Origin of the sequence: Chryseobacterium tructae, from assembly GCF_030409875.1 — a bacterium.
In the GTDB taxonomy this organism is placed as follows: domain Bacteria; phylum Bacteroidota; class Bacteroidia; order Flavobacteriales; family Weeksellaceae; genus Chryseobacterium; species Chryseobacterium tructae.
The window spans coordinates 3,029,893-3,044,935 of record NZ_JAUFQR010000001.1 but is presented as its reverse complement, the minus strand read 5'-3'; the positions used below and the strand labels follow the sequence as shown (position 1 = coordinate 3,044,935).

Here is a 15,043-nt window from a genome sequence, read left to right as displayed (position 1 = left end):
ATGTGTTATTAAATAAAAAAGCCCTGAAATCAGGGCTTTCGTTTATTTTAGTAACCAAATATTTCCGTTAGATTGAGTTTTTTTACTTCACCTAATTTCTGCATATCGGCTTCATTTACTTTATCTTGTGCTGCCACAATACAATACGTATAGTTCTTGTTTTTCATTTCCGTATCATGGAAAGTATTGATGTCTGCAAAAGACAGTTTGGGTGCCTGTTCATAGACATTCTTTCTGATGTCGAAATTGTTTCCAAGTTTTTGAGATTTCAGATATGAGAAAATGATACCATCTTGAGAGATTCTTTCAGAGGCAATCGTTTTTTTCAATCCGCTTTTAGCTGTCTCAAATAATTGCTCAGACTTTGGCAGGGTAGTTAAGAGTTCATTCATCGCAGAAGATGCTTCATTGAATTTATCTGCCTGAGTTCCTACATAAGCCATAATGCTATTTTTATCTTCCTTCTTGCTTGGAAGAGCGAAATAAGAATAGGTAGAATAAGCCAATGCTTTGGATTCTCTGATGGTTTGGAAAACAATAGATCCCATTCCACCGCCAAAGTAATTGTTGAATAAACTCACTGTTGGAGTAATGGTAGAGTTGTATTGTTCAGCATTTCTAGCCCAGAAGATTTCAGCTTGTACCATGTCGTAATGAGCGAATAAGACTTTGTTTTTATCTGTTGGGATCTGTACAAAAGTTTTAGTCTTTGGGAGTTCCTTAAGTGCTGAAGGTAGCTTGTGGATAGGTTTTAAAGAAGCTACTGCTTCAGTTCCTGTTTTGGGACCATAATAAAGTACCTTATGCTTAAAGTTGAAAAGATCATGAAGGATATTGATCAGATCTTCAGCCTTCAATGCGTCAAGTTCAGCATCACTCAAAACATTGTTGAATGGATTTTGCGATCCATATTGAGCGTAGCTTCTTAATCCTGCCATAATAGTGGCTTTATTCTGTTTTGCATTAGCTCTGGCTTTTTTAAGCCTTGCTTTATAAGCATCTAATGCAGCCTGGTCTGCTTTACAATTTTTAATTAGATTTTCAAATAAAGCGATGGTCTTATCAAAGTTCTCATTTAAACCTTCCAGTGAAACATAAGTTTCTTCATTTCCAGCACTTACTTTAAAGCTTGATGCCAGTTTGTAAAACTCTCTGCTGATGGTTTCTGAAGACTTATCATTCGTTCCAAGATATTGTAAGTATTCTGCGGCCAACGGAAGCATTTTGTTATTCCATTTTCCGGAATCGAAATGATAATACATCCTGAATAGAGCATTATCTGTGTTTTTCACAGAAAGTACATCTACTTCGCTCAATTTATTTTTAGCAATGTCCTTGTCATAATTTAGCCATACCGGAGCAATTGCTTTCTCAGGCATCTCATCAATTTTCTTAAGGAAAGCGGATTGGTCTTCTCTGTTCACTGAAACAGGAGTGATAGTAGGCTTGTCAACCTTTACAATGTTTTTGTCTTCTCCTTTTTTCTTATAAACCGCTACATAATTGTTGTTCTGAAGATATTTGGAAACGAAATCCATGATATCTTTTTTGGTAAGCTTAGAGATTTCTTCAATATACTCCAGATTTGCCTTGTGGTCAACATCAGAAGTGAATTCGTCCATCAGGATGCTTGCTCTTGAAGAGTATTTTTCATCCTTTTGGATAGTGTTCTTCTTTTCGTTGTTAACAATAGACTGGATCAGATCATCAGAAAATTCTCCTTTTCTCAATTTCTCAATTTCCTGAAGAAGAAGACTTTTTACATCATCTAATGACTGTCCTTCAGTAGGCTTTCCTTCTAAAAGCAGTACCGAATAGTCTTTGAGAGTATAAGGGTAAGCATAGGCGCCCAATAGTTTTTGTTTTTTTACCAGATCAAGGTCAATTAATCCTGCCTGCCCATTGGTAAGCATACTTCCTACAAAATTTAAGAGCCTTGCATCTTTTGTTGAAGCGCCCGGGAATCTGAAACCAAGCATTACGCTTTCAGAATCAGGGCCTACAACTTCTTTTATGACTGGAGAAGTAATGGCTTTTTCCTGTCCTACGATGTATTCAGGAACCGGTTTAGATTGCATATAAGAGAAAGCTTTGTCAATCTTAGTAATCACTTCATCCGGATTGAAGTCTCCTGACATAATGATTCCCATATTGTTGGGAACGTAATAATTGTTGAAGTATTCTCTGATGGCATGCAGAGATGGATTTTTCAAGTGCTCAATGGTACCAATTGTCGTCTGCTTTCCATAATTATTATTAGGAAAGAGATTGGCGAACATGGTATCGTATACTTTATCTCCATCATCATCAAGTGTTCTGTTTTTCTCTTCGTATACTGCTTCAAGTTCTGTATGGAATAATCTGAGAATAGGCTCTCTGAATCTTTCTGACTGCAGAGTCAAAAATTTATCAACCACATTAGATGGTATATCTTCCGTGTATACTGTTTGTTCAAAAGAAGTGAAGGCGTTGGATCCGTCGGCACCCATACCAGCCATCATTTTGTCGTATTCGTTAGCAATCGCATATTTGGCTGCTTCTCCGGAAACTCTGTCAATTTCTTTATAGATCTCCTTTCTCTTAGCCTCATCTTTAGTTTGATTGTATTTTTCATAAAGAGCATCAATCTGATCTAAAAGAGGTTTCTCCTTAGCCCAATCTTTAGATCCGAACTGATTGGTTCCTTTGAAAAGCATGTGCTCCAGATAATGAGCAAGACCTGTGTGATCTGCGGGATCGGTCTTACTTCCTGCTTTGGTTGCAATATAGGTCTGGATTCGCGGTTCCTTGTTTGTTGGACTTAAAATAACCGTTAACCCATTTTTTAAAGTATAATACCTTGCCGCAGTAGGATCATTAGTAACGTATTTGTACTTGTATCCATTGGAAGTGGCTTCTTTCCATTGATAATCCTGTCCGAAAGCATGGCCTGCAAAACTTGCTGCAGCGATACTTGTCGCGATTGTTAGTTTTTTAAACAAATTCATTGTGGTGGCTGTGTTTTATTTTTTGTTGTTTAATTCTTAATTGAATTGGTCTAACAAATCTTTGATTCGTTTCATAGCTTCTCTTAATTCTTCTTCAGAAGCTGCATAAGAGAATCTGATACATTCCGGACTTCCGAAAGAGAATCCACCAACACATCCTACGTGAGCATTTTCCAATAAGAACATCGCGAAATCATCAGAATTTTTAATTTCTGTTCCGTTCAGGGTTTTTCCAATATAATGCGAAATATCCGGGAAAAAGTAAAAGGCTGCTTTTGGAAGTAATACTTTAAATCCTGGAATTTCCTGGATCAGTTCATACACAAGATCTCTTCTTTTTTTGAAAGCATCAATCATGTATTTGTATTCCGACGGGTCAGTTTTTAAAGCGACAATGGAAGCTCTTTGGGCTACCGTATTGGCACCGCTTGTCATTTGTCCTTGTACTTTCTCACAAGCTTTTGCTAACCATTCAGGGCATGCGGAGTATCCGATTCTCCATCCTGTCATTGCGAAAGCTTTTGACATTCCGTTGATTACGGCTGTCTGTTCATAAACTTCAGGAAATTGAGCAATAGAAGTAGTTTTTGTTTCATAATTGATGAATTCATAGATTTCATCTGAAATGATCGTCACATTAGGATATTTAGCTACTACTTTAGCAATAGACTTCAATTCGTCATAAGTATAATATCCTCCTGATGGATTACATGGAGAACTGAAAAGGATTGCTTTTGTTTTGTCTGTAATCGCTTCTTCAAGTTGCTCAGCTGTTACTTTGAAGTCTGTAACATAAGATGTAGGAAGCATTACAGAAGTTCCGCCCATCATTTTTACCATTTCGTCATAGCTTACCCAATAAGGAGCTGGAAGTAAAACTTCATCACCATCGTTAATAATAGCCGCTAAAACATTTAAAATAGCCTGTTTAGCACCATTGGAAACACAGATCTGAGTAGGTTTGTACTCCAGATTGTTGTCTCTTTTTAATTTATAAGCAATAGCTTCACGAAGTTCAAGGAATCCCGGAACAGGAGAGTAGTGGCTGTAATTCTCATTGATAGCATCAAATGCTGCTTGTTTAATATTATCCGGCACATCAAAATCCGGTTCACCAAGGGTTAAGCTGATCACATCAATTCCGTTCGCCTTCATTTCTCTTGCCTTGTTAGACATTACAAAAGTCTGTGAGTATCCTAGTCTTTTTACTCTATCTGAAAGTTTGTCCATGTATTTTTTGAATTTTAACAAATATATAATAAAAAGGCCTTGCAGGAGAAATAAAAGGGAGGCAGGTTTAAAGATTTTTATCAGGTTTAAAAGGAATCACTATATTTGGAGTTAATGTTCTTTTTTGATGCTATTTGTCTTGAAAGTGCTATTTAATCAAAAACTTAACTCCATGAAAAAATTCTATACTCTTTTATTTTTGGCAGTAGTCTGCACTGCGCCTGCCCAGAATTATCGTTTTGTGTATGAATACAAAATGAAATCTGATATTGACAATGAAGATTCTTATGTTATAGATTATATGAATCTGGATTCTGACGGAAAGAAATCTTATTTTTATAATGCTGTGAAATATGAAAGAGATTCTATTTATCAGGCAGACAAAGATCTTAAGATGTTATTTAAGAGTAAAAATTATGATAGAAACTTAGGATATATCATTGAAAAAGATTATTCAAAAAGAGAAGCTAATTTATATGATAAATATAAAACAGCAAATCTTGTTATTACGGATCACGAAGTTCCAAAATGGTCTGTCCGGAAAGAGTTTTTAAAGGTCAATGGAGTAAATTGCCAGAAAGCGGTTACCCAATACAAAGGAAGAGCGTGGGAAGCGTGGTTTTCCAAAGAGTATCCTATCAGCGATGGCCCTTACAAATTCAATGGTCTTCCCGGGCTTGTGATAAGGATTAAAGATCTGGATAATCATCATGTTTTTAATATGATTCAGGTGAAAAAAGTGAATTCTATATTTAGCATTGTTCCTAAAAACAATAAAAAGATGTCTGATCAGGAATACAGGAAACTTCTGAAAAATGAGACTTTCAGTCCTGAAGATATTGAAAGTATCAACATAGACGGGCAAACCGGAAAGATGGGTGTGCAATTGAAAGATGGGTATGCTGCTCAATTGGATATGGCGCAAATTAAGAAAGCGGGTAAAGGAAATGAAGATTCGGAATTGGCAAGGTTGCTTAAGAAAAGCAACAATCCTATTGAAAAAGAAAATTCAAAATAAAATTGCGTTATTTTTTGATATACCCTTTCTGAAAATTTGAATAAAGCCAATAAAAACTTATTTTTGCAGATTATAATAATTCACATGTCTACATCGTTACTATTAAAATATTTTCCGGATCTTACCGAGACACAGCTAGAACAGTTTGCAAAACTGGAAACCCTGTACAATGAATGGAATGAAAAGATCAACGTGATTTCCAGAAAAGATATGGAATCGTTGTATGAAAAACATATTCTGCACTCATTAGGGATTGCCAAAGTAATGGAATTTGCTCCCGGAACAAAAGTTCTGGATATCGGAACCGGAGGAGGTTTTCCCGGGATTCCTTTGGCGATTCTATTTCCTGAGACGCAATTTACCCTGATTGATTCAATTGGAAAGAAGATTAGTGTTGTAAATGCCGTGGCGGAAGGAGTTGGGCTAACCAATATTACAGCCATTCACGGAAGAGCAGAAAAGCTAAAAGAGAAATTCCACTTTGTGGTCAGTAGAGCCGTAACCCAAATGCCGGAATTCTTGCGATGGCTGAAAGGGAAATTTGAAAAAGAACAGTTTAACCCTAAACATAATGGAATTTTATATTTAAAAGGAGGAGATCTTGCAGAAGAACTTGCCGGGCTTAAATGTGAAATTTTTAATCTGAAACATTATTTTGATGGAGAGTTTTTTGACACTAAAAAAGTAGTTTATGTATCAAAAGGCAATTTTAATTCGTAATTTTGTTTGATGGAGGAATAATTTTTGCTAAATATGTATTAATAATCAGAAAATTAAAGATTATGAAAAAGTTTCTAAATATTGGATTTTCCGCATTATTGTTTGGTTTAGCATTGGTTTCCTGTAATGACGATGATTATCAAACTATTGAATCTATTGGCAAGGTGAAGATAGACAGCGTAATCATTACTAAGGACACTATGAATGTTTTAGCAATACAGCATATAAAAACGTATTCCACTTATTCATCTCAATGCCAGGGATTTTATGGGTATGATTATATTTATAAAGGTGATTTTGAACGATCAGTAACAGCTTATAAATACATTACCAATGGACCTTGTACTCAAAATAGCTATTCAGCAGTGAATCAGATTAATTTCAATCCACAGAAAAAAGGAAAATATACTTTTACATTCTGGAACGGAGGAAATAACTGGATTACAAAAACGATTGTAGTGAAATAATGAAATTGACCTTTGTAATTTGTCTGTTAGCTGCTAATATTGTGTTTGGACAAAAAATTATCTGGCAGGAGGGGCAAAAATTAAAATGGGATCATTTTAAAAGCCCTGTCAACAGAAAAAATAATCCGGATGTTGCCGCCTATACCAATTGTGGTTGGGAATATTCTGTAGTGAAATCCAGCAATCCGAAATCGCCTGTAAAAATCGAAATAAAGACAATCTTCAACGAAGATAAATCTTGGAAAGATGTCAATAAAATCAATGATTATATTTTGCTCCATGAGCAGAAGCATTTTGATATTGCAGAGGTTTTTGTGAGAAAATTCAGAAAGTCTGTTGCTGAAAATATCAGAAATTCCGGTGATTACAATAGGTTATTTAAATCTATTTATAATACAATATCCGGCGAATATAAAAATTTTCAGGCAGCTTATGACAGAGATACCCGTCATGGGATGAATAAAGAAAAACAGGCCGAATATAATGCTGCTATTTCCGGTGAATTAGAAAACCTTAAAAGTTATCAAACCCCTTGAAATTCCTCAATAAGATCATTCACGAACTGTTAGCGCAAAACCCGGATCTTTCTGCGTTTAATATTATTCTACCGGGAAAACGTCCGATTGTCTTTATCAGAGAAATTTTGGAAGAGAACAATTATTCGGGGTTTCTTCCTAATTTTTTCACCATTGAAGAACTTATTAACAACATTGCTGATAAGCAGGTGATCCAGGGAATTCCTCTCTGGCTTTTTTCGTTTGATGTCTACAGAAGTCTGAATTTGATTCCAAGAGATAATTTTTCGGATTTTTTGAAGTGGTTTCCAACGTTGCAGAAGGACTGGGATGATATTCTGAAGTTTTCAGACAGTGATCAGGCGGTTTTACAGTATATGTTTGATGAGGAAAGAATCAAGGAATGGGCTCAGAATCTTGGTGAAGATGACGATGTTCCCAGAAAAAAGTTTCTTAATTTCTGGCAAAATATGAATGTTTTTCTTCCCGAGTTAAAAAGCAGACTGAAGGAAAAGAATTGGGCGACCTCAGGAATGATTCATGAGGCTGCTAAAGCGAGTATCTTGGATTTCGCGAAGAATACCTCGGAACATTTTGTTTTCTGCGGATTTAATGCCTTTACGCCGGTTGAAGAAAAACTAGTAAGAAGTCTTCTGCAGTGGAATAAGGCTCAATGTTTCTTTCAGGCAGACCGTTATTACTTTAATGACGAAAGACAGGAAGCCGGAAAATTCCTCAGAAATCACAAAACTTGGAAGGAATTTGATGATAACAGAACATTTCAATGGATAGAAGATGATTTTAACCAGCCTAAAAAGATCAAAGTATATGAGGTTTCAGGAAATGTAACCCAAACAAAGGTATTACCGGAAATTTTTAAGGAAATTGATAATAAAACCTATTCCAATACGGCCGTTGTTTTGCTGGATGAAAATCTTCTGCCTGCGAGTCTGGATGTGATGCATGGAGTAGATAATCTGAATATTACGATGGGGTTTCCCTTAAAGAACCTGTCTTTTTCCAATGCGGTAAAACGACTGTTCTATTTGCAGAAACAGCTTGAAAAGAACAAGAGTTCGTATTATTACAGAGATGTTTTCCCCATTCTTGAAGAGCTTCCGAAATCAGCTAAAGATGAATTGGTCATCAATGATTTTAAAACAAAGATAGAGGAGCGAAATATTGTTTATATCTCAAAGAAGCTTTTGAGTGAGCTTTTAGGAGAATTGTCATATTTTGGACTTCTGCAAAAAGCGGTCAGCACCCATGCTTATCTGGACATTCTTATTTCGTTTTGCCATCAGGTAAAATGGTTGGAAATAGATGATATTCAATATGAAAACGTTTCTCACTTCGAGAATGCATTTAGGGTGATCAAGAACCAGTTGACTCCGTATAATATTGAGATCAAAATGGAAACATTGGAGATTCTGATCAATCAGCATATCAATTCTGAGAGTATAGATTTCCAAGGGGAACCTTTGCGTGGATTGCAGATCATGGGACTGTTGGAAACACGTCTTCTGAATTTTGAAAACGTGATCCTGCTTTCAGTTAATGAGGGAAAACTTCCGTTAGGAAATTCACAGAATACTTATATTCCTTTTGATATCAGAAGATTTTTTGATCTTCATACGTTTTTGGAAAATGATAGTATTTATGCTTATCACTTCTATAGGTTGATTCAGGATGCCAAGAATGTTCATTTGTTATATAATGCGTTGAGCTCCGGTGTGAATACGGGAGAAAAAAGCCGTTTCATTACTCAGATCGAAATGGAAAGCTCTCATGATATTGAACACTTGATAATTGAGAATTCTTCGGAGCCTATTATCTCAAAACCCATAGAGATTTCCAAGACGGAGATTGTAAAGGAGCAACTTCAAAAATGGAAGAAAAAGGTATCAGCTTCCCATCTTACAAGCTATCTTTATAATCCTATTGATTTTTATTTATCCAAGATTTTGAACACTTCCGAGTCGGATGAAATTGAAGAAGAATTATCGGTGAAGAACTATGGAAACTTAGTCCATTATTCACTTCAAGAGATTTATGAAGGATTGAAGGGTAAGGTTTTAAAAGAAAGTGATTTAGAGAAGTCAGTTAAAGCAATAGATAAGTATATTAATATCGCGATTGAAAAGCTTAAACACCAGCCGGAATTTTATGAAAAAGGGATGAACTACATCCACAAAGCTATCGCGAAAAAGGTCATTGAAAATATTCTGAACCATGATCTTGATCTGATCAGAGAAGGAAATAAACTGGAGATTATTGATATAGAAAGGAAGTTCGAAAATGTAGAATTTTATCTTGATGGAAATGATAAAATTTCCTTCTTAGGATTTATTGACAGAATTGATAAGTTGAACGGAACTTTAAGGATTATTGACTATAAAACGGCCAAAATTAAAAATCTCCATGTAAAAATTGACGAGGATAATGTAGAGGAGTACTTTCATAACAGCGACAGAAAACAGGCGTTGCAGCTTTGTATTTATCATTATGTAGTACAACATCTTCCCGAATTTTGGGGGTATCCCATTGAAACCGGAATCTGGAGTTTTGCTGAAGCCAAAAAAGGAATGGTTTCTCTGGTATTCGACAAAGGAGATATTGACGATGCTATGAGATCTGTAAAAAGCCTTATTCTTGAAATTCTGAATCCTGATATCAATTTTGTGGAAAGTATAAAGTCTTATTAGATTGATAATATCATCGGTCTGATGATAGTTCTATTCATGTTTTTATGCTAATATTGTTAATTTATTAATTAAAAGCACCTTTCATGATAAATATTTTTAAAATTCTTTTCTTATAAGGAAATAAGCGATATTTTTTACCGGTTTTTATGGTATAATTGTATATTTACTGTAAAATTTTTATACACATAAAACAGGCTGTCTCATGAAAAAACTCCTGATTTTGGGAACTGTCATTTTTTCTCTCTTTCTTAAATCTCAGCAAATTAACGATTCACTGAATGCCAGATTACAAAATGTAACCAAGGATACGAAATTCGGTTTAGCATTGAGTGGTGGTGGAGCAAAAGGATTTGCCCATATTGGTATTTTGAAAATGATAGACTCTCTTGGTATTAAAGTGGATTATATTACAGGAACCAGTATGGGAGGTATTTTGGGAGGCTTGTATGCTATGGGGTATAATGCTGACGAACTGAAGAAAACGATCTATAAAGTAGATTGGAATAGAATTCTAAGCAACAAAGTTCCTTATAGCAAAGTTAATATCAGTGAAAAAGATGAGTATGATAAGTATATTCTGGAGTTTCCGGTAGTAAAAGGAATTCCTACGCTTCCTAGTTCCTATATTGAGGGGCAATATATGGGAGAAGTGTTAAATACCCTGACTTTTAACGCAAAGCATATCAATGATTTCAGTAAATTAAGAATTCCCGTTGAGCTTACTTCTTCAGACATTGAAAACGGGGGACTGATTATGCAGAAAAAAGGATCATTACCGTTAGCTATTCGTTCTACTTTAGCAATTCCTGCCGCTTTTGCTCCGGTTTATATCGATGGTAAGTTATTAGTAGATGGTGGCTTGGATCGAAATTATCCGGCTAATGAAGTCCGGCAGATGGGAGCAGACTTTGTGATTGGAGGATATACCGGATTCAGGCTTTTTACTAAAAAAGAGATCGAAAATCCCATGAAAATGATCTACCAGACGCATGCCATTCGTTCTGTGGAAGATTTTAAGCACCAGAAGGCTCTCTCCAACGTTCTTGTAGACTTTGTAGACCCTTTGGGAGATATTACAACAAAAGATTTTGCCAAGTTCAGAAAGATCATTAAAATAGGGGAAATTGAGGCCAGAAAGCATCTCCCTGAATTTGTGGCCTTGGCAGAAGCTCAGAAGAAGCTAGGGATTAAATATGAGCATCAAATGATTGAAGAAGTAAAGTTACCCACTACGAAATTTACATTCAGTGAAGAGAATGGAAGTCCGCTTACAGATGATGTAGAAATTATGGTTATCAAAAAGGAGATGGGGCTTACGGAAGGGCGATATTATGATGTAAAAACCGTTAATGAAGCAATAGACCGAGTATTTGGAATGCGTCAATATGAGAAGGTGTATTACACTTATACCAATGAGGGTGATGGACTTGTGATGAATATTTTCGTGAAAAAAGCCAAAAAAGGAGCCTTTAAATTGGCTCTTCACTATGATACAGAGCAATCGGTAGGAATTATTGTGAACTATACGTATAGAAATATCCTGGCTAACAGATCAAGATTCCTGGCAACGATTGATATATCGGAACGTTTTAAAGCAAGGTTGGCTTATCAACGTTTCCTGGGAAGTGGTGATCACTGGTGGATTGACCTTGAGGCTAAAATGGTACATCTTAAAAGTAATGACTTACTATTCAGGATTCTTGGGTATGATGATGACTACACCACAAAGTTTCCTAATCATATGTATCGAAATATTACCGGAAAAGTGGCATTGAATTATAATGTGACACCTAATGCCTTTATTTCGATTGGAACAGAATTTAGTACTGAAAGAATGTACAGTTTGTTGGATAAAGTAGATCAGGCAAAATCAGATAACTATAGTAAAAAGCTTTATAATCACAGTAATTTTAATGCCTTTCTAAAGTTTGAACAGAACAATCTGAATAAAAGATACTTCTCTACCCGAGGGAACCATCTTCAGATAAGTGCAAGAATGTATTTTGGAGATGAATATAAGTTGTATGATCTTCAAGCAGTACAGCCTCAGTTATATCCGATTTTAAATCCTGGTACTCCAGGGTATTTTTTACCCAAGAATCTGGTCTCATTTACGCTGAACGAAAACTATGCTTATCCAATTACAAGAAGACTGGCGGCGAAAGTTAATCTTTTCCTGGGAACTAGTTTTGGTTCATACAGAGACGATACGGTGCCTTACTTTTTCCTGAACCAAAAATATAATTTAGGAGGAAGTGAATACAATTATGACCTTATGAATCCTGAGTTTAATGGTCTTCGTCAGAAAGAACTTCCCATGAATTCTGTAGCTAAGGCAGGAATATCTCTTCAGTATAGAATTATGAAAAGATTGTACTTGACCCCTTCATTCAGTTATGGAAAAGTGAGTGAAGAGCTTTCTCCTTTTAACGACAGTTTTGAAATGTTTGGATATGGGTTGAATCTTGGATATGAATCGCTTATTGGCCCGATCAACCTTAATGTTTCCAGAAATAACCAACTCGATTTCTCAAGGATCTATTTCAGTATTGGATTTAAGTTTTAAGAAAGAAAGGAAGACTGGAAGCTGGAAGAGGGAAGTCCGTGAGATTAAGACTACAATAATATTTCAATTTTTAAACATCAGGTTTGAGTTATCAATAAATTAAAATGACATCCAGAACTTATCGGAACTATAGTAACTTCCAACCTCCCTCTTCCAGCTTCCAGCCCAATATTTACTGCCTTGGAATTTCTGGGCGCGGCATTTTGTAATAACTGCCTGACATACTTTTTAAAAAAGCCACGATTGCATCTATTTCCTGATTATTAAGACGTAGTGGCTTCATCCTTTGATCGGTTATAGGAAAATTAGGATCTGCTTTCTTTTCTTCAGGGCTTGGGTTAATCATTTGCATTCCGCTATTGTATAGATTAACGACACCATGCAGATCATCCATTAAACCATTGTGCATCCATGGAGCAGTGTAGTTCAGATCTCTTAATGATGGCGTTTTGAACTTGCCTACATCATTTGAATTATGGGTGATATGATAAAGTCCAAGATCTTCATATTCACGTTTGTAATAGGTAAGTCCAATATTATGAAATGACTCATCTGTCAGATTTTTACCATAATGACAATTCATACATCTTGCTTTGGTTCGAAACAGGTGCATACCGTAGATTTCCTGATCGTTCATCGCTTTATAATCTCCTTTGATGAATTTATCCAGTTTACTGGGTTGGCTTTGGATGGTACGCTGAAATGTAGCTAAGGCACGGGCAATCTGATTGAATGTGATTTTCTCTGCCTGATATACATCTTTAAAAAGTTGCTTGTATTCTTTATATTTTGAAAGCTTCCCGGCCAGTTTTTCCGGTTTCATATTCATTTCGTTGTGAGCGGAAATAGGGCCTACTAATTGTTCTTCAAGAGTTTTCGCTCGTCCGTCCCAGAAGTAGGACGTTCTGTCGGCAATATTATAAAGAGATTGAGTATTTCTTTTCCCCATTAAATGGTCATTACCTAAGGCAATTTCCTGTCCATCGCCCCAACCCAATTCAGGATTATGACAACTGCTGCAGGAAACCTGGCTTGATGAAGAAAGTTTAGGATCAAAGAAGAGCTTTTTTCCAAGCATTACTTCAGGAAGTTCCTGGGTTTCATAATAATTGGAATCCCATTCTATGGCTTCAAATTCTTTCCAATCTACATCGGCATCTACCGAAGGTCTTGGCCAGTATTGTTTGGGTTTTTTATATTGAGCGACCACTTCTCCATAATCTGTGGTATACGTCCGTAAAGTATGCTGCATGCAGAATAGAGCAATGATGCCTATCAGCAATATCAATTTAATATCTGAAAATTTCATGTTTTTTTGCTTAAAAAATGGCTCCTATCGTTGCTGTGAAAAGCATATTGTTATCGTTTTTGAAATGAGTGTACATCATTTTACCTCCTACATAAGCATTCTTAATGACAGGAACATTGAAATGAAAATGGATATCAAGTTTTGCCTGCCAATAATCTGAAGACTGAAATTGATAATTTTCCTGCAACATCTTTTGAATAGCAGGTTTTCCGGAACTATTGAACGTTGCCTCTTTTTTATAAATATCAGTTATAGAAACTCCTGTAGAAACAGAAAGAGCAAGCTTATCACTAAATGTATTTAACCATTGATAGTCCGCACCATAAACAAGCTTATTTAAATTAATAAATGAAAGCGGATTATTATATTTTTCCTTTTCCTGAATCAATCCAAAGTAAGGGAGAAATGATGATTTTGCACTTTTATGTTCCACCTCTAAAAAGCCTTTAAAAACAATATCAGTGATCTGATGGCTGTATTGTTCTGCAGAACCAATCTGTATGTAATTCCTTGAATTATCATTAAGAAAAAGGTTCTCTGTACCCTTTCTGTTGGTGTGGTTTCCTATCGCTGAAATTCCCCAAGAGATTGTACCGGTTTCAAAAAACTTTCCCAATGAAAAATTAAACTGTTGTTCCTCTATCTTGGAAGCCGTAAGATCTGCATATTCCGTCAGAAGTTTATCAAGATTAAACTTTTTCATTCCTGCAGTAAGAAACCAAGACCTGTTTTCCGCTTCATAGATCTGTAAACCACCTCCGTAAGACCAGCCTTCATAATAGGCTTGTCGAAGTTTTCCGGAAAGAAGAGCATTGTAGTTTCCTAAACCGTTCATATTATAGATCATCGGAAATCCCTGATTGCTTACAAAGCTCAAATAATGCTTTTGGGTATACTTTTCAGCTTCCAGGTAAGCCCCAATTTTGAACTGATTAAACATCAGTTTATTGGCTCCCAGAGCCAGTGAGAATTGAGCAGAAGTGTTCTTAGGCCTTGGATCAATATCACGATAGCTTAGACTGGCTTTGTAACTTCCTGTAATTCCTACTGTGAATGTATTGATCTGTTTTGAATACCCGCCTGAAAATGCATAGTTTTCAAATTTCATATCACCGCCAACACTGTCTGCTGCTACATAAGGATAGATGATATCATAATCAGCATTTTCGTTCCATACTACCTGCTTGCGTTTTCCCTGCGAATAAGAAGCATTACCCCAAACTACAGTTTTTGGATCCAATATTTGGTGAGTGCGGGTTTCTGCACCCCAAAGATCTTTTCCCTTTCCTTTTTGTTGTAGTTCATTGGGAGTATCATTGTTTTGAGTGAATATATTAAAAACTGTAATGCGATACTTCCTTGAATCTAGCATGTTGGCAGGATTGGTATTGACCCTGTTTTTGAGTATCCTTTCATAGCTGTACTCTTCACGAATTTTCTTCATGATAGAGTCGTTGTCCTGAGCATAGGCTTCAGAACCCAGAAAAAGGACGGGCAGGATAAGTATGGATTGAAAATGTTTCATT

At 35.9% G+C, this 15,043-nt stretch carries 10 protein-coding genes; 6 read left to right on the top strand and 4 right to left on the bottom strand.

The annotated features are described in order from the left end of the window. Positions 1 to 47: 47 nt before the first annotated feature. Together QWZ06_RS15055 and QWZ06_RS15050 are read right to left on the bottom strand one after the other, a co-directional pair. Positions 48 to 2,987 (bottom strand): M16 family metallopeptidase, encoded by a 2,940-nt coding sequence (locus QWZ06_RS15055; protein WP_290299224.1) that lies wholly within the window; start codon positions 2,985 to 2,987, stop codon positions 48 to 50. Between the two features lie 36 nt (positions 2,988 to 3,023). After that, on the bottom strand, positions 3,024 to 4,217 hold the full coding sequence (locus QWZ06_RS15050; protein ID WP_290299221.1) for a pyridoxal phosphate-dependent aminotransferase: 1,194 nt from the start codon (positions 4,215 to 4,217) through the stop codon (positions 3,024 to 3,026). A 172-nt stretch (positions 4,218 to 4,389) separates the two neighbouring features. Between QWZ06_RS15050 and QWZ06_RS15045 the strand changes: the two genes are divergently transcribed. From QWZ06_RS15045 to QWZ06_RS15020, 6 genes are all read left to right on the top strand, one after another. Next, positions 4,390 to 5,235, top strand: coding sequence for a GLPGLI family protein (locus QWZ06_RS15045; RefSeq protein ID WP_290299218.1), 846 nt, complete (start codon positions 4,390 to 4,392; stop codon positions 5,233 to 5,235). An 84-nt stretch (positions 5,236 to 5,319) separates the two neighbouring features. Continuing rightward, positions 5,320 to 5,955 (top strand): 16S rRNA (guanine(527)-N(7))-methyltransferase RsmG, encoded by a 636-nt coding sequence (gene rsmG, locus QWZ06_RS15040; RefSeq protein ID WP_290299216.1) that lies wholly within the window; start codon positions 5,320 to 5,322, stop codon positions 5,953 to 5,955. Between the two features lie 62 nt (positions 5,956 to 6,017). After that, positions 6,018 to 6,422 (top strand): hypothetical protein, encoded by a 405-nt coding sequence (locus tag QWZ06_RS15035; RefSeq protein ID WP_290299214.1) that lies wholly within the window; start codon positions 6,018 to 6,020, stop codon positions 6,420 to 6,422. Then, complete coding sequence (locus QWZ06_RS15030; protein ID WP_290299211.1) at positions 6,422 to 6,958, top strand: DUF922 domain-containing protein; 537 nt, start codon at positions 6,422 to 6,424, stop codon at positions 6,956 to 6,958. Before QWZ06_RS15035 ends, QWZ06_RS15030 begins: the two co-directional genes overlap by 1 nt. Further along, positions 6,955 to 9,642, top strand: a complete 2,688-nt coding sequence (locus QWZ06_RS15025; protein ID WP_290299210.1) for a PD-(D/E)XK nuclease family protein — start codon at positions 6,955 to 6,957, stop codon at positions 9,640 to 9,642. The genes QWZ06_RS15030 and QWZ06_RS15025 overlap by 4 nt, the downstream gene beginning before the upstream one ends. A 202-nt stretch (positions 9,643 to 9,844) precedes the next feature. Further along, positions 9,845 to 12,208 carry a patatin-like phospholipase family protein gene (locus QWZ06_RS15020; RefSeq protein ID WP_290299208.1) on the top strand — a complete coding sequence of 788 codons (2,364 nt, stop codon included), beginning with the start codon at positions 9,845 to 9,847 and terminating at the stop codon, positions 12,206 to 12,208. 172 nt (positions 12,209 to 12,380) lie between these two features. On the opposite strand, the gene QWZ06_RS15015 is transcribed toward QWZ06_RS15020, so the two are convergent. Both QWZ06_RS15015 and QWZ06_RS15010 read right to left on the bottom strand, forming a co-directional pair. After that, a complete protein-coding gene (locus tag QWZ06_RS15015; protein ID WP_378170688.1) occupies positions 12,381 to 13,517 on the bottom strand; it encodes a cytochrome-c peroxidase in 1,137 nt (378 codons plus the stop codon). Positions 13,518 to 13,527: 10 nt separating this feature from the next. Further along, positions 13,528 to 15,042 (bottom strand): DUF6850 family outer membrane beta-barrel protein, encoded by a 1,515-nt coding sequence (locus QWZ06_RS15010; protein ID WP_290299206.1) that lies wholly within the window; start codon positions 15,040 to 15,042, stop codon positions 13,528 to 13,530. Position 15,043 lies beyond the last annotated feature (1 nt).